Source organism: Rhodococcus sp. 7Tela_A2, assembly GCF_049311045.1.
GTDB lineage: Bacteria > Actinomycetota > Actinomycetes > Mycobacteriales > Mycobacteriaceae > Rhodococcus.
In genome coordinates, this window is sequence record NZ_JAXION010000032.1 from 24250 (window position 1) to 40131 (window position 15882).

16 protein-coding genes are annotated in these 15882 nt (G+C 67.8%); 8 read left to right on the top strand and 8 right to left on the bottom strand.

The annotated features are described in order from the left end of the window. Positions 1-1572 carry an L-aspartate oxidase gene (locus TVH25_RS08560; RefSeq protein ID WP_422423829.1) on the bottom strand — a complete coding sequence of 524 codons (1572 nt, stop codon included), beginning with the start codon at positions 1570-1572 and terminating at the stop codon, positions 1-3. Further along, positions 1569-2600, bottom strand: a complete 1032-nt coding sequence (nadA, locus tag TVH25_RS08565; protein WP_169620092.1) for a quinolinate synthase NadA — start codon at positions 2598-2600, stop codon at positions 1569-1571. Before nadA ends, TVH25_RS08560 begins: the two co-directional genes overlap by 4 nt. An 84-nt stretch (positions 2601-2684) precedes the next feature. On the opposite strand from nadA, the gene TVH25_RS08570 reads away from it, so the two are divergent. Both TVH25_RS08570 and TVH25_RS08575 read left to right on the top strand, forming a co-directional pair. Then, positions 2685-3395 carry an NUDIX hydrolase gene (locus TVH25_RS08570; protein ID WP_169620093.1) on the top strand — a complete coding sequence of 237 codons (711 nt, stop codon included), beginning with the start codon at positions 2685-2687 and terminating at the stop codon, positions 3393-3395. Between the two features lie 77 nt (positions 3396-3472). Further along, complete coding sequence (locus tag TVH25_RS08575) at positions 3473-4420, top strand: aldo/keto reductase (RefSeq protein WP_422423830.1); 948 nt, start codon at positions 3473-3475, stop codon at positions 4418-4420. On the opposite strand, the gene TVH25_RS08580 is transcribed toward TVH25_RS08575, so the two are convergent. Beyond that, positions 4331-5737, bottom strand: a complete 1407-nt coding sequence (locus tag TVH25_RS08580; RefSeq protein WP_422423831.1) for an MFS transporter — start codon at positions 5735-5737, stop codon at positions 4331-4333. The genes TVH25_RS08575 and TVH25_RS08580 overlap by 90 nt on opposite strands. 58 nt (positions 5738-5795) lie before the next feature. Here TVH25_RS08580 and TVH25_RS08585 point away from each other — a divergent pair, with 58 nt between their 5' ends. Then, positions 5796-6179 carry a MerR family transcriptional regulator gene (locus tag TVH25_RS08585; RefSeq protein WP_296549767.1) on the top strand — a complete coding sequence of 128 codons (384 nt, stop codon included), beginning with the start codon at positions 5796-5798 and terminating at the stop codon, positions 6177-6179. Between the two features lie 109 nt (positions 6180-6288). Here TVH25_RS08585 and TVH25_RS08590 read toward each other — a convergent pair whose 3' ends face one another. Beyond that, positions 6289-7047 (bottom strand): MerR family transcriptional regulator, encoded by a 759-nt coding sequence (locus TVH25_RS08590; RefSeq protein WP_422423833.1) that lies wholly within the window; start codon positions 7045-7047, stop codon positions 6289-6291. Between the two features lie 119 nt (positions 7048-7166). Then, positions 7167-8738 (bottom strand): FAD-dependent oxidoreductase, encoded by a 1572-nt coding sequence (locus TVH25_RS08595; protein WP_422423834.1) that lies wholly within the window; start codon positions 8736-8738, stop codon positions 7167-7169. Between the two features lie 80 nt (positions 8739-8818). Between TVH25_RS08595 and TVH25_RS08600 the strand changes: the two genes are divergently transcribed. Further along, positions 8819-9382, top strand: coding sequence for a helix-turn-helix domain-containing protein (locus TVH25_RS08600; RefSeq protein ID WP_169620099.1), 564 nt, complete (start codon positions 8819-8821; stop codon positions 9380-9382). 271 nt (positions 9383-9653) lie between these two features. Here TVH25_RS08600 and TVH25_RS08605 read toward each other — a convergent pair whose 3' ends face one another. Then, positions 9654-10415, bottom strand: a complete 762-nt coding sequence (locus tag TVH25_RS08605; protein WP_296549772.1) for an SDR family NAD(P)-dependent oxidoreductase — start codon at positions 10413-10415, stop codon at positions 9654-9656. A gap of 100 nt (positions 10416-10515) precedes the next feature. Between TVH25_RS08605 and TVH25_RS08610 the strand changes: the two genes are divergently transcribed. Further along, positions 10516-11349 carry a helix-turn-helix transcriptional regulator gene (locus TVH25_RS08610; RefSeq protein ID WP_422423835.1) on the top strand — a complete coding sequence of 278 codons (834 nt, stop codon included), beginning with the start codon at positions 10516-10518 and terminating at the stop codon, positions 11347-11349. Between the two features lie 286 nt (positions 11350-11635). Here the strand turns inward: TVH25_RS08610 and TVH25_RS08615 are convergent, their stop codons facing one another. After that, complete coding sequence (locus TVH25_RS08615) at positions 11636-11800, bottom strand: hypothetical protein (RefSeq protein WP_296549776.1); 165 nt, start codon at positions 11798-11800, stop codon at positions 11636-11638. A 111-nt stretch (positions 11801-11911) separates the two neighbouring features. On the opposite strand from TVH25_RS08615, the gene TVH25_RS08620 reads away from it, so the two are divergent. Then, entirely contained in the window at positions 11912-12679 is a 768-nt protein-coding gene (locus tag TVH25_RS08620) for an SDR family oxidoreductase (RefSeq protein ID WP_169620103.1), read from the top strand. 59 nt (positions 12680-12738) lie between these two features. Here TVH25_RS08620 and TVH25_RS08625 read toward each other — a convergent pair whose 3' ends face one another. Next, complete coding sequence (locus TVH25_RS08625) at positions 12739-14040, bottom strand: acetamidase/formamidase family protein (RefSeq protein WP_422423837.1); 1302 nt, start codon at positions 14038-14040, stop codon at positions 12739-12741. Positions 14041-14344: 304 nt separating this feature from the next. Here TVH25_RS08625 and TVH25_RS08630 point away from each other — a divergent pair, with 304 nt between their 5' ends. Together TVH25_RS08630 and TVH25_RS08635 are read left to right on the top strand one after the other, a co-directional pair. Then, a complete protein-coding gene (locus TVH25_RS08630) occupies positions 14345-15160 on the top strand; it encodes a MerR family transcriptional regulator (RefSeq protein WP_206036637.1) in 816 nt (271 codons plus the stop codon). Positions 15161-15192: 32 nt separating this feature from the next. Beyond that, positions 15193-15882 (top strand): hypothetical protein (locus TVH25_RS08635; RefSeq protein ID WP_422423836.1); only part of this gene is annotated, 690 nt, incomplete at its 3' end.

Below are 15882 nucleotides of genomic sequence, written 5' to 3' on the forward strand. Positions count from 1 at the left end.
TCAGTTCGCTCCTGTCAGTTGCGGGGTGGTGACGACGGTGTCGCCATCGAGGCCGAGACGCATCTCGATACTGTGTGCCTGGCCGGGGTGGGACTCGGGGTGGTCGCTTCGGGTATGACAGCCACGTGACTCGGTGCGCCGCTCCGCCGCGGCGACGAGTGCCCGCGCCGTGACGGTGAGCGCGGCGTCTTCGAGCAGCGGCAGGTCGATGCACGTGCTGTTCGGGGCCGAGCCGAGCGTGGCCGACGCGGCCGCGAGTCCGTCCGCATCCCGGACGACCGACGCGTGCCGTGTCATCAACTGTTGCAGGACGTCCCGGTCGAGTCGGGGCAGGACGGGCGGCAACGCGTCGGTCGCTTCGACCCGCAGACCGGTGCGTTCCACAGCGGCGGCGATGCCGGCGCGTTCGCCGAGCACCAGCCCTTCCAGCAGGCTGTTGGACGCGAGACGGTTCGCCCCGTGCAGCCCGGTGCGGGCGACTTCCCCGGCCGCGTACAGCCCCGGAATCCGGGTGCGCCCGTGGATGTCGGTGACGACACCGCCACACGAGTAGTGCGCGGCCGGGGCGACCGGCAGCAGGTCGTGGGCAGGATCGAGCCCCGCGTCGGCGCACAGGGCCGTGATGGTCGGGAACCGCCTCGCGAAATCGTCGAGGTGGCGTGCATCGAGGAAGACGTGATCCTCACCGAGATCGGCGAGGCGCCTCGCGATCGCGCGGGAGACCACGTCACGAGGTGCCAGGTCGCCGAGCGGATGGACACCGCCGGCGACCGATTCGCCCCGCGAATCGACGAGGCGAGCGCCCTCGCCGCGGACCGCCTCGCTGATGAGCGGTCGCCGTCCCACGCCACCGGCGGCGAACAGCACCGTGGGGTGGAACTGGACGAACTCGAGATCGGCGATCCCCGCACCTGCCGCGAAGGCGAGCGCGATGCCGTCGGCCGTCGCCCCGGGCGGGTTGGTGCTGCACGCATAGAGCTGTCCCAGCCCGCCGGTGGCGAGCAGCACCGCGGGAGCGTGGACGACACCGGCGCCGCGCTCGTCGAACACCAGTACCCCGGTCACGCCGGCGTCGTCGGTGAGGATCCGTGCTGCGGCCGCACCGAACAGCACGGGCAGACCCGCGGCACCGAGCGCACGCTGGATTTCGGCGCCGGTCGCGTCGCCGCCGGCATGGATAATGCGGCGGATGCTGTGCCCGCCTTCCCGGGTGCGGGCGACGTCGCCGTCCCGGCCGGTGTCGAACACCGCGCCGAGGTCGCGCAGTGCGGCGACCGCGTCGGGACCCGCCGACACGATCGATCGCACGGCGTCGCCGTCACACAGCCCACCACCGGCGGCGACGGTGTCGGCGACGTGCGCGTCGACGGTGTCACCCTGCGGCGCGACCACGGCGATACCACCCTGCGCGTACTGGGTGGAGGTGTCGGTGGGCCCACCCTTGCTCACGGTGAGCACCCGCATCCCGCGCCGGGACGCGGCCCGCGCGGCGGTGAGGCCGGCGACCCCACCGCCGATCACGACGAGGTCGGTGTGGTCTTCCCACACCACCGCGCTCGTGCGGGTCGTCACTCGCCGCCACCCGGGTTTCCGATGGCGATCATTCGCTGCACCGACAGGCGGGCACGCTCGGCGACGTCGGGAGCGACGTGCACCTCGTCCTTGCCTTCCTGGAGGCACCGCAGCAGAGCGGCAGGGGTGATCATCTTCATGTACGGGCAGGAGGCGCGATCGTTCACGGCCTGGAAGTCGATGCCCGGCGCGGCCTTACGGAGTTGGTGCAGCATCCCGACCTCGGTGGCGACGAGAACCTGCTTCGCGCCGGTTTCGCGGGCGGCGTCGATCATGCCGCCGGTCGACAGGATCTTCACCTTGTCGTCGGGGACGAACCCTTCCCCCGCGAGGTAGAGCGCCGACGTCGCGCAACCGCACTCGGGGTGAACGAAGAGGTCGGCGTCGGGATGTGCCTTGGCCTTGGCGGTGAGTTCGTCACCGTTGATCCCCGCGTGTACGTGGCACTCACCGGCCCAGATGTGGATGTTCTCGCGCCCGGTGACGCGCTTGACGTGCGCGCCGAGGAACTGGTCGGGCAGGAACAGCACTTCGCGGTCCGGGTCGATCGACGCGACCACGTCGACCGCGTTGGACGACGTGCAGCAGATGTCGGTCAGGCCTTTGACCTCGGCGGTCGTGTTGACGTAGGAGACGACCACCGCGTCCGGGTGTTCGGCCTTCCACTCGCGGAGCTGGTCGGCGTTGATGGAGTCGGCCAGCGAGCAACCCGCGCGTTCGTCGGGGATCAGGACGGTCTTGTCCGGGCTGAGGATCTTCGCGGTCTCCGCCATGAAGTGGACGCCGCAGAAGACGATGGTGCCTTCTTCGGCCTCCGCCGCGATGCGCGAGAGGGCGAGCGAGTCGCCGACGTGGTCTGCGACGTCCTGGATCGCAGGCAGCTGATAGTTGTGCGCCAGCACCGTCGCGTTGCGCGCTCGGGCGAGCCGGCGGACCTCGTCGGCCCATTCCGGTGTTGCCTCGATGCCCGTGTAACCACCGGGGCCGTCGACGATGGCGGCGGCTCCCGCCCACTCGGTCGTGGTCATGGCCTTGCTCCTTCGGGAAGGGGATTCCGGGCGGGCTGCGCTCGGATTTCCGCTTTCAGGGGTTTTCGACTTAGAATCGAAAACATGCCACATAGTAACACTCGTCACGAAGTGCTCATCGTGGTGTTCCAGGTCCGCACCTTCCCGCCCTCGTCACGGAACCCGGGCGGCGACCCCGAACTCGGGGTCCTGCTGTGGCAACGCGCCCTCGATCCCGAAGCCGGAACGTGGTCGCTGCCGGGAGGCACGCTCCGCGACGACGAGGACCTCACCTCGTCCGCACGTCGCCAACTGGCCGAGAAGGTGGACGTGCGCGAGGTCGCCCACCTCGAGCAGTTGTCGGTGTACTCCGATCCCCAGCGGGTGCCCGGCGAACGCACCATCGCGTCGACGTACCTGGGCCTGGTGCCGATCACGTCCGACCCGCAGCTACCGGCGGACACGTCGTGGCATCCCGTCTCGCAACTGCCCGCGATGTCGTTCGACCACGGACGGATGGTCGGCAACGCCAGAACCCGCCTCGCAGCGAAACTCTCCTACACCAACATTGCGTACGGACTCGCGCCCGCAGAGTTCTCGATGTCGACATTGCGCGACATCTACTGTGCCGCACTGGGATACCAGGTGGATGCGACGAACCTGCAGCGCGTACTGGCGCGGCGCCGCGTGCTCACGGCGACCGGAAACACCGCACCGCCCGGCCCCGCCGGTGGCCGCCCGCCCGCGCTGTACCGGTTCACGGAATCGCGGCTGCGCGTGACCGACGAATTCGCCGCGTTGCGTCCGCCCAGCTGACGACCCGATCGAACACGGGTACGGCGAAGTGTGGTTAGGGTGCGCACGTACTCGACATCGGCCTACCCAGGAGCATCGTGACCACGATCGGCAATTCCCGGCTCGACATCTTCCCTCTCGCCCTCGGCGGCAACACCTTCGGCTGGACAGCCGACGAAACCGCATCCTTCGAGATCCTCGACGCGTTTCGCGCCGCGGGAGGCAACCTCATCGATACCGCGGACTCCTACTCCGCCTTCGCGCCCGGCAACTCGGGTGGCGAATCCGAGACGATCCTCGGCAACTGGGCGGCAGCGCGCGGCAATCGCGACGAGGTGATGATCGCAACCAAGGTCGGGCACCATCCCGAACACACCGGCCTCGCCCCCGCGAACGTCCGCGCCGCCGCCGACGCCTCCCTGAAGCGGTTGCAGTCCGACCACATCGACTTGTACTACGCGCATTCCGACGACCCCGACACGCCGCTCGCCGAGACGGTGGCCGCGTTCGACGAACTCGTCCGCGACGGCAAGGTGCGCTACGTGGGCCTGTCCAACTTCTCCCCCGCCCGGGTCTCCGAATGGCTCGAGATCGCGGACGCGCACGGGTTCGACGCTCCCGTATCGCTGCAACCGCACTACAACCTCGTCCACCGGGCGGAGTACGAGACCGGCTACGCCCCCATCGCTCTCGAGCACAACCTGGGTGTGCTGCCGTACTACTCCCTCGCCTCGGGGTTCCTGACCGGCAAATACCGGTCGCAGGACGACTTCACCGGCCGGGTCCGCGAGCGGATGGCCTCGCGCTACCTCACCGATGCCGGCCTCGCCGTGGTCGACGCACTCGGTGAGATCGCGACCGCCCACGCGGTCGAGATCTCCACGGTCGCGCTGGCCTGGCTGCTCACCCGCCCCGGTGTCGTCGCCCCGCTCGCCAGTGTCAGCGGGATCGAGCAGCTACCCGCACTGCTCGACGCCACACGTCTCACGCTCACCGACCTCGAACGCGACCGCCTCACCGCGCTGTCGAACGCTGTCGGGGCGTAGGGAATCCGGCACCGGGGTGGTGGTGGACGCGGTGCCCACCACCACCTCGTCGGCTACCGCGGAGTTCGGGGTGGACGTATCTCCCTCGGTCGGCTCGCCGCCCCGCCCGAGAAGCAGCAGGCCTATCGTGCCGACGGCTGTCACGGCCATCGCGACCGGTGCCAACGCACCAGTACCCGAACCGGCCACCAGGCTTCCGAGTGCAGCCCCCGCGGCGACGCCGAGGTTGAGGAGCGTGATCACCACCGCTCCCGCGAGGGAACGGAACTGCGCGGACGCGAGCCGGACGACGCGGACTTGGAATACGGGTGGAAGCAACCCGATGGCAGTCCCCCACACCACGATCGCGGTCACGAACACCGCGGGCGTCGTGGGTGCGATCGTCACCAGGGCGAACGCGGCGAGCATCGCCAGGGCAACCGCGGGCAGGGTCGCTCTCGGCCAGCGATCCGAGAGCCAGGCCGACAGCACCAAACCGACCGCCCCGGCCGCGCCGAACAGTGCCAGGAACCACGCGAGCCCAGTGGGTTCGTACTGCGCGACATCGGTGACCACCAGCGAGACGTAGGTGAAGACCACGAAGTGTCCGACCAGCACGAGCGCCCCGGCCACTGCGGTCCCGACGGAGGGGATCGCACTGCGATCCCATCGCGCCGCCGAGGCACGATCGGCTGTTCCCACCGACTCGCCGGTATCGGCGAGGAGCGGCACGAGGGCGACGGCGATGACGGCGAGAACCACCGACGCTCCCGCGAATATCGCACGCCACCCGACCACGTCCGCGAGCGCGGTTCCGAGGGGCAGCCCGACGAAACCGGCGATCGTGGGCCCGGCGAGCACGATGGCCATCGCACGGCCGATGCGCTCGGGTGCCACGATGTCGGCGACATACACGACGATCACCGCCACCAACACACCGTGTCCGGCTGCAGCGATCACTCGCCCGAGCAAAGCCGTCTCGAAGGTCGGCGCGAATGCCGTGGCCGCCCCCGCCGCCGCGACCACACCGAGGGCTGCGGGGATCAGCCGCGCCCGGCGGGCCTTTCTGGTGATCCGGACGAGTGGGATACCGGTGACCACGATCGTGAGTGCCCACGCCGTGACCAACATTCCCACCACGGCCGGATCGACCCCCAGACCGCGCCCGATCTGCGGGAGAAGCCCCGAAGGAAGCATCTCCATCGTCACCGTTGCGAATGCCGCGCAGGCCAATGCGAGCAACTTCGGCCACGGCAGTGCGGCAGCGTTCGGTTGGATCCCCGCGGTGGATTCGTTCGTCGTGCTTTCGGATGTGTTCGATCCGTCGATGTCGGTCATGGCCCGACGCTAAACTTTGACATCAGTGTCAAGGTCAAGCCCGAAATCGAGGGAACCTATGCGGATCGGCGACCTGTCCCGTCACACCGGACTCAGCTCCCGGATGTTGCGCTACTACGAGCAGGAGGGTCTGCTCCACCCGACGAGGGGCGCGAACGGCTACCGCGAGTACACAGAGGATGACGTCGATCGCGCGAAGTGGATTCGCGACCTGGTCACGTCCGGTGTACCCACTCGTCTGATCTCGATCGTCATCGACCAACGCGACGACCGGGAAGGCAGGTGGACGAGCAACTGCGATCGGGTTTTCGCCGAGCGGCTGAGCACCGAGATCGAGGACCTCGACCGCCGAATCGCCTGCTTCACCCGCAGTCGGCATGCACTCGACGAACTGTTGCGTATCACCCGGTCGGAGATTCGGTCCGCGCAGGCAAATGCCTGAGCAGTCCTGATCGCTGCACCGGATTCGGGAGCGGAGAGCGAACGCTACTTCACAGCTGCCGGTACCCCCGAGTCGGTCGGCTCAGGGGTACCGGTTCAGACGATGGTTGCTAGTCGCCGAGCCTCTCGTCTGCGTAGACGACCATGGCGTCTCGCTGATACTCGGCCAGGCCCTCGGCGATCTTCTCGTAGTTCGCCTTGAACCGCTCGTCGTCCACGTACATCTGCCCCAGGCACTTGTACGCGTCCCGGTTCGGGGTCCACATGCGGCAGATGCCCTGGTACTGCGTGTGGATTTCCGCTTGCACGGCCGCGTCTCCGACCTGGGTTCCGGCGGCCATGAACTCTGCCATACGGATCATCGCCGCGGTGACCTCACGCTGCGTGTTCTCGACGTCGTCGGTGGTCAGCGTGGCGGTCTTGCGCCGGGACTGCTCGAACTCCTCCGGCCAGCGCTCGCGGGCCTCGTCGTCGTACTGCTTGTAATCGAAGCCCTCGAACAGGTTCTCCGGGCGGTTGATCTTTCCGGTCATTGCCGTTGTCCCTTCGATTTCGGCGATGGTGCGCGCCACCGTGTCGGCCATCCGTCCCAGTCGGTTCCGTTCCGTCAGCAGACGGTCGTGCTGCCGTTTGAGGGCGGCGAGCGTGTCCGGCTCGGAGTCGACCGCGTGTGCGATCTCGGCGAGGCTCAGTCCGATTTCACGCAGTACGAGAATCTGCTGCAGGCGCAGCAGTTGCTCCTCCTCGTAGTAGCGGTAGCCGTTGGCGCCCACATAGGCAGGCTCGAGCAGTCCGATGTCGTCGTAATGCCGAAGAGTGCGGGCGGTGACTCCCGACATCCTCGCCACATCCGCGATCGACCAGCTCATATCCGTTCCCATCGTTCCGCGAGACCGGTCGGTCCGGTCTCGGCTCCGACCGTAGAAGTTGCCGTAGCGAGAAGGTCAAGCGAAAAAGCATGCACTCTTCACGTCACACCGCTGCGAACTCAGCCGAGTCGTCGCGCGCGCAGCACCGAGTCGCGGACGGTGATCTCCTCGCCGGTGTGCGGGTGGGTGGCCGTGCGGGATCGGGCCTCACAGACTTCGATCTCCCACTTGCCGTCCTCGAGCGCCTTCACGAGCGATTCGGGAGTGAAGAGGAACGAGTGGTGGCCGTGCCGGAGCCCGGTGGCCATGTCGTCGGGATGGTGGCCCACCACGAGCAGAGTGCCGCCGGGGGCGACCGCGGAGCCGAGACGCCGGGTGACGTCGACCATTCCGCCGTCGGGCAGGTGCATGAACTGCGACGAGACCAGGTCCCAGCGCTCCTCACCGGGCTCCCAACTGCGGATGTCTGCCTGGCGGGTCGTGACGCGGTCACCGACTCCGGCCTGGGCTGCGTGTGCGGCGGTCTTGTCCAATGCCGCGACGGCGAAGTCGAGGGCAGTCACCGACCAGCCGCGGCCGGCCAGCCAGATCGCGTCGGCACCCTCGCCGCAGCCCACGTCGAGTGCCCGCCCGGGTGCGAGGGCGGATGCCTCGGCCTCGAGTTGCGGGTTGACGTTTCCGCTCCAGACGCGATCCCCGGAGTAGCGATCCTCCCACGCGGGTTGCTCGAACATCTCGGCCCTGCGCTCGGCGACCGCACGGTCGGCGTCCTCGGCAGCCAGGTCCGCATTGATGAAGGCGCCCACCCGATTTCCGTGTGCGGCCGAGCCGATCAGGGTCATGCTGATGTCGGTCGCGTTGCCGGCTACGTAGAGACCGGGAACAGTGGTTGCTCCCATCGCGTCGACCGGGATCACGGTGCCCATCGGCACCCCACCGAACTCGACCTCTTGCGGCTCCAGTCCCAGAGGCGCGAGGAACTCGAGATGTACCTGCGGCCGCGCCCCGACCACGATCGCCTCCCGTTCGAGGACCGAACCGTCGGCGAGCCGCAACCCCACCAGTCGATCACCATCGGTGACGACCTCCTTCGGAGTGCCGTGCTCGATCCGCACACCGATGGCGGCCATCCGTTCCACATCGTCGTGCGGCAGTTCCACCCCGTCGGCGACGACGATCACGACGTCGTCGGTCAGTTGACGGAAGAGCAGACCCTGATGTCCTGCCATAGGGGTAGTCGCCAGCACCGCAATCGCTCGATCGCGCACCTCCCAGCCATGGCAGTAGGGGCAGTGCAGCACGTCGCGGCCCCATCGTGCTGCCAGTCCGGGAACGTCGGGCAACTCGTCAACCGCGCCGGTCGCGATCAGCACGCGCCGGGCTGTCACCTCGCGTCCGTTTCCGGTGCCCACGGCAAAGCCGTGCTCTGTTCGGGTCACGGCTTGCACCCGATCGCCGGTGACTTCGACGCCGTACGCTTCCACCTCGGCTCTGCCGTCGGCCAGCAGGCCAAACGGAGCGACGCCTTCCCGGCCGAGGTAGTTGTGCGCATGCTCGGCGGGGGCATTGCGGGGTTCTCCGGCGTCGATCACCAGCACCCGGCGACGGGACCGGCCCAGCGCCATCGCGCCGCTCAGGCCGGCAGCGCCGCCGCCGATGATCACCACATCGAAGTTCTCGTTATCCGTCATGTTCCCAGGGTGCAGACCCGAAACCGGAATTGGCAAACATTCTTGCCGAGTCAGCAAAGAAGTCGGGCATACTGGATGCCATGGAAGACGAAGACGTGCTGAAGGGCGTGGGCCCGAGACTTCGACAGCTCAGGCTCGAGCGGGAGGCCACCCTCGGCGACCTCGCCGCGGAGACCGGCATCTCCGTCAGCACCCTGTCCCGGCTCGAATCGGGACAGCGCAGGCCCACCCTCGAACTTCTGCTGCCGCTGGCCCGCGCCTACCGCGTCGCACTCGACGAACTCGTCGACGCCCCGGAAACCGGCGACCCCAGAATCCGGCCGAAGGCGGTGACCCGGCACGGCCGGACGTTCCTTTCGCTGACCCGGCGTCCCGGCGGCCTTCAGTCCTTCAAGATGGTGCTTCCCACCGTCGACGACGTTGCCCAGCCGACGTTGCAGACGCACGAGGGTTACGAGTGGCTCTACGTCCTCAGCGGGCGGCTGCGTCTGATCCTCGGTAGCCGAGACATGGTGCTCTCACCAGGAGAGGTCGTCGAATTCGATACCCGTACTCCCCACTGGATCGGCAATCCCGGCCCCGACGCGTGCGAGGTGTTGGCGATCTTCGGTCCCCAAGGCGAACGGATGCACGTGCGTTCGTGAACAGACGCGGCGCCGGTGCCCGCGGGTGGTCGGAAAATCTACGGACTCGGCTCGAAACCGACCGCGGCGGGCCCCCCCCCCCGCGCCGCGCCCCCCCCCCGCGGGGCGGGGGCCCAAAAACCCCCGCCGGGGGCCCCCCCCCCCCCGGGCCCCCCGCGGCCCCGGCCGCGACGACCTGCGCCGGGTTCGAGTTGATCACCTCGCCGATGAAGGCGTGACCAGCAGTGCCGCGAAGAGAACGGCCGCTCCGCTCAGCCCGCTACACCCGCCGTCACAGTCGCTGGCCGCCGGAGGCCTCGATCCGCTGACCGGTGACCCACGCCATCCGGGGATCGAGGATCGCGGCGACGGCCGCCCCGATGTCGTCGGGCTCGCCGATGCGGCCCATCGCGACCGTCGGCAGCACCACGGCGCGATATCGCTCGTCGTCGCGCACTGCGCCCCCGCCGAAGTCGGTGGCGGTCGCTCCCGGCGCGATGACGTTCACGGCGATGCCGCGGGCGCCCAGGTCTTGCGCGAGATACACCGTGAAGGTCTCCACCGCGCTCTTGACCGCCGCGTACACCGCCATGCCGGGCGCGGCGAAGCGGGTCAGCCCCGTGGACACGTTGAGGATGCGGCCGCCGTCCGCGAGCGCGGGCAACAGCTGCTGGGTCAGCAGCACGACACCCGTGAAGTGCACGGAGACGAGGCGCTCGATGCCGTCGCGGTCGAAGGCTCCCACGGGTGCGGCACCGCCATAACCGGCGTTGTTCACCAGAACGTCGAACGTGTCGCGGGCCCACTGGGTGTCGAGAGTCTCACGCAACCGCTCCGCGAACTCCGCGAAGGTCTCGGGGGCGGTGGTGTCCAGCGCGAGGGCCACCGCCCGCCGTCCTCGCGCGCGGACCTCGGCGACCACGGCGGCTGCTGCCTCCGCATCGCTACGGTAGGTGAGCACGATGTCGTCGCCGCCGTCGGCGAGGGCGAGGGCGGCGGCGCGGCCCAGCCCACGCGAGCCGCCGGTGATGAGGATGATTCGTTCGTTGGTCATGTCCTCAGGCTCCGCCGCATCCGTCCGCCCATCCAGGCCCCAGCGATCGAGGGACCGCGGATACCTGGCTCGGCGCCGCGCACACGAGGAGGATGAGAGCATGCATCAGCTGGCCGAGTTCCTGCGCAAGCGCCGCGAAGCACTGCAGCCTGAAGACGTCGGACTGCCGCGCGGTCCCCGACGGCGCACGCCCGGGCTGCGGCGGGAAGAGGTCGCCGTGCTGGCGGGCATGTCTACGGACTACCTCAACCGGCTCGAGCAGTCGCGGGGACCGCAGCCCTCCGTGCAGATCCTCGCTGCCCTGGCCCGTGCCCTGCACCTCGACCGCGCCGAGCGCGACCATCTGTTCCGGCTGAGCGGGCACGCCGCTCCCGAGCGTGTCACGGCAGATCTGCACGTCTCACCCGGGATACAGCGGATCCTCGAGCGTCTCACCGACACCCCCGCGCAGGTCGTGACCGAGCTGGGGGAAACCCTCGCCCAGACCGAGCCCGCCCGTGCGCTCCTCGGCGACGCGCGGGAGCTGAGCGGACTGCGCCGCGCCACCGTGTACCGGTGGTTCACCGAGCCGGAATCGCGCGACGTGTACGCGCGCGCCGACCACGACCTGCGGGGGCGCACGTTCGTCGCCGAGCTGCGGGCCGTGTACGCGCGGACCGGCGACCGCTCGCGCGCGGGCGCGATCGTCGCCGAACTCAAGCGGGTGAGCCCGGAGTTCGCGGCCGTGTGGGCCGACCACGAGGTCGCCGAAAAGCATCCGATGACCAAGCGCTTCGCGCATCCCGACGTGGGCGAGCTGACGCTGCACTGCCAGACGTTGCTCGACACCGAGACCGGCCATCGCCTCCTCGTCTTCACCGCCACCCCCGGCACCGACAACGCCGCCAAACTCGACCTGCTGCGCGTCATCGGCACGCAGCTGTCCACCCGCTGACGCGGTCGCCGACGGCACAGCGCGACCCAGGGCGTCAGCGATCGACTTGCCGCCGAGAACCTCGACTTCGTCTCGCAATCGGCGCAGGGCGCACCATCGCGCAGGTCACCGCCGCTGGTAGCCAGCTCACCGCTGACAACCACGTACTGAACGAGTCTCCCCGGTCGGATAGGCCACAGAACCCGAGTCCAACCGACGACGAGGGCCGAAGCGCTCAAACGATAACCGGCAGCGTCCTGTCCGGCGACGGGTCCTCCGGGAAGGCACCGCTCCTACGGGGCATCGTTCACCAGGTCGGATCGACGTTGATCGGGTGGTCGAGGATGACCTCGCGCGGACGAGCGGATTTCACCCCCGCCAGGCATACCTCGGGCGGTCCGATGGTGCTCAGACCGGTCGGAGCCATCTCCCGATCCTGCCCGACCACCGCGACGAAAGGTGGGATCAGCAAGCCGGTGTCCCCCGGGCTGAGCTACACGGATGCGCGGGCCTCGTTCAAGCCCTTCGCCGACGCGGGGTCGCGGCGAGCGTGTATACCGAGCCCGGTGTCTAGGCTCGTCGCATGAGCAGACCCAGCGTGTTCGTCACCGGTGCCGCATCCGGAATCGGACGGGCCACCGCACTGCAGTTCGCGCGACACGGCTACCGCGTCGGCGCTTTCGACGTCGACGTGGCGGGATTGCACAGCCTCGCCGACGCGCAGCCCGACATGGTCACGGGCATTCTCGACGTCACCGACGCCGACGCCTGGGCCCGTGCCCTGTCGGAGTTCTGCCCGGACGGTCGGCTCGACATCCTCGTCAACAACGCCGGCATTCTGTCGTCCGGTCCGTTTGAGGACACTCCGGCCGAACGGCACCGCCGGATCATCGACGTCAACGTCACGGGCACCGTCCTCGGATGCCACAGTGCCTTCGAGTATCTGCGCCGCACCCCGGGCGCGCAGGTCGTCAACCTCTGTTCGGCGTCGGCGATCTACGGGCAACGCGACCTCGCCACGTACAGCGCTTCCAAGTTTGCGGTGCGCGGTCTGACGGAGGCTCTCGAACTCGAATGGGGCCCGCACGATATTCGGGTGTTCGCGTTGTGGCCGCTGTTCGTCGAGACCGCGATGACGCACGACATGAACGTCGGTGCCGTCCGCACGCTGGGCATCCACCTGACTGCAGACGATGTCGCCGCCGAACTTTACGAGGCGACCCGCCCGGGGCGTGCCTGGGGCCGGGTGCACCGTGCGGTGGGATGGCAGGCACGAGTGCTCGCGACGGTCGCGCAGTGCTCACCGGCAAGGCTCAACCGGTTGGTCAACAAGTGGGTGACACGCCGCTGACAACCGGTCGAGAGCAGGATCGGCATCTCGTCGCGGTAGATCTCGGCGATTGGCAATGATCAGCTGAAATGATCCTTGTAGATCTGCCCGTGAACGCCCACGGTCCGGTCGACCACCTGCGACACCGTGAAGTCGGCCGCTGCCGAGAGATATGCGTACGCGGTCGCGCGGTCCATGCCCTGGTCCTTTTCGAGGAAGTCCAGAGCATTGACGACAGCCCTCCGCATCGCAACATTGAGGTCACTGCCCTGACCGTCGATCGCGCCGTCGGGGTCGGACAGCCCGATGGGGATCCAAGACTCGGTTGTTTCCGCGAACGGGTAGCCGTAGGCGACACTCGGTGCATCTCCCGATCCTGGTTTGCAGACGGTCAGTCGGAAGGTCCCGCGCAGTGAACCTTCCATTGCGGTGAGCGCCACTTCACCGTCCCCCATCGCCATGTGCGGGTCACCGACGTAGAAGAGTGCGCCGGGGGCGAAGACGGGTAGGTAGAAGGAGGAACCTTCGCCCAGCAACCGGATATCGATGTTGCCACCACCCAGTGTCGGCGGAATCGAGTTCGAGTTGGGTGAGGTCGGATCGGCGTCGGTGGAAAATGCGACGCCCATCATGCCCATGAACGGGCGGAGCGGAAACTGGACGCGAGAGTTCTGCCCGAAGGGCATGACCCCCAGCCCGTTTTCGATGGTCGTGAAGACCGATACGTTGCCGTGCGAGGTGGGATCGGCACCGGTTCGCCCGTCTGTGGAGACCGGTGGCATCACCTCGGCGATCTCGATACCCGCGGGTGCGCCACCGTCACCGGTCCTCGCAAGCGCACCCTTGCCGTGCCGACTGGAGACGACACCGTACGGAACTCGGGGGATGATCTCCAAGGTCTCGATCTTGAGGACATCGCCGGGTTCGGCACCTTCGACGAAGACCGGTCCGGTGACTACGTGGGATCCATCCTTGCCGAAATCACGTGGTGTGCGGTTGTATTCGGCGGCGATCGCCGCAGCGTCCTGGAGCACGTCGCCGGCGGCGACACCTTTCGTACCGAAGTAGTCGATGGGGTTGCGGCCCTGGTCTTCGAGTATTCCCTCGTGGGAGACGGTGTCGATGGTGATTGTCTGTCCCGACCTCATCTGGACCACCGGACTGGTGTGCACATTCGGCACGTAGCCCCAGAGCACTTCGTCGGGGAGCGATCCCAGGTATATGTCGCCGGACCGGTCACCTTGGCCCGGCTGCAGGATCGGAATCCCGCCCGCATACGGCAGAGCAGGTGAGGAAACTGTCGGTCCCGCTGATGCGTCCGAGCACGCCGCGGCTGCCCCTGCCACACCCACGCCGGCACCGACCGCTACCACGCTCTGAATGAAACGGCGACGGCCGAGACCCCTCGTGAGAAGTTCTGCCGCATTCCGTGAGAACTGTTCAGGCACAATGAGCCTCCGGTCGGTGTCGGAGCGACCAGGCTACCGAGACCATGTTTCGTCCCCATTGCAGCCCGGTTCACAGAACACGCGGGGTTGTTCACGGGCCAACAGGTTTGAAACAAAGAGAACAGCTACAGACCCGCAGCTGGATGCGTGGTCGTCGTGCCCGGCGACTCCTCGAAAGCGCCGGTGTGGGCAGGGGAACCCTTGACCTTGACCTTGCGTCATAGTTGAGACTTGATTCATGCGAATAGGCCAGCTCGCCGAATTTGCCGGCACAACGACGCGGACCGTGCGGCACTACCACCGACTCGGCCTGCTGAACGAGCCGCGGCGTCGATCCAACGGCTACCGTGAATACACCCTCACCGACGCTGTCCGCTTGATGCGAATCCGCTGGCTGGCGACCAGTGGAGTTCCTCTCGGGTCGGTCGCCGCCATCCTCTCCGACGAAAGATCGAGTGAAGACGAACGCGACGTCGCCGCGGACCTTCGGGCTTTGATCGCCGGCATCGAGAAGGAACAGAACATCCTCGCACGCAAGAAGATGCAGCTCACCGCGATGCTCGCCGAGGTTGATCGCGGCAATCCGATCTCAGCGCTGCCCGCGGGACTGGCCACGGCCTTGTCCGACGCCATCGACGGCGCTCCGTCCGTCGAGGTCGGTTCGGCTCTTCGGCTGGACCGGGACCTCGTCGAAGTCCTCTCGATGTCGGGGAGCGCGCCCGAGTTCCTGCTCACGGGCTACGAGGCAACGATGATCGACGACCTCCGGCGCGAGCGGTACCTGAAGCTACTTGCGCACTGGTCACAACTCGAAGGGTGCAGCCCGGACTCGGTCGAGTCGGAGATCGATGCACTCGCAACCCGACTTCTCGAGTTCTTCGATCAACAGCAGATGGGGATCATCGAGCCCTCCGACGGTGCCGACGAGGAGGGTGGCGGGGTTGCCGGGACTTTGGCGCTCGACGAACTGATTCCCGACCCCGCACAACGTGAGGTCATTCTCCGGGTGCAGCGAGAACTGTTCACCCGGTCCTCCAATCCGGAGGACATCTGATGGTGATCGACCGGATACGACGATTCGAACGAGTGACGCAAGTGGTGACGGCGGTCGTTCTCGTTGTCGACGCCACCTTGTTGGTGGCCGGTGTGATCAGTACGCGTCAGGCGGTGCTGTTGTTCGTGGCAGTGGAGGTTCCTCTCGGGTGCGCGGTGATCATCGCGTTTCTCCTTGCGATCGTGATCCAGTGCCGCGACGGTGCCGGGCTTCGGGACGCGGTCGCGGCCGCGCTCGGCCATTCTCCGATCCGGTTGTTCATCCGCGCCGAGATCAGGGCGTACCGAGCGCTGTGGCTGTGGATCCGTGGACGTCATTCGGGAGTCGAACCGGGCGCGACCGTTCTCGGTGCGCACAAAGGAACGCTCGTGCTGCCGGTGGCCTTCGCGGTCGCAACCGTCGTCGAGATCGTGGTGCTGCATCTGCTTCTGCCGTGGATGTGGCTTCGAGTGAGCCTCGCGGTCGTCTCGGTCTGGTCGATGGTCGTGCTGTTCGGCTACTTGGCGATTCATCGCACCAACCCGCACTACCTGACCGACACGTCGCTTGTTCTCCGTCAATCCGGCTCGGTGGTGGCTGTTGTCGATCGGGTCGACATCGAATCGGTCACCGTCGGCCGCCGCTTCACCGAGACCGCGCCGGCAATCAAGGACGATCGCCTGTACCTCCCCAACCCCGACGGGACGAACGTCGATCTGACTCTTGCCCGCCCGGTCCCCGCT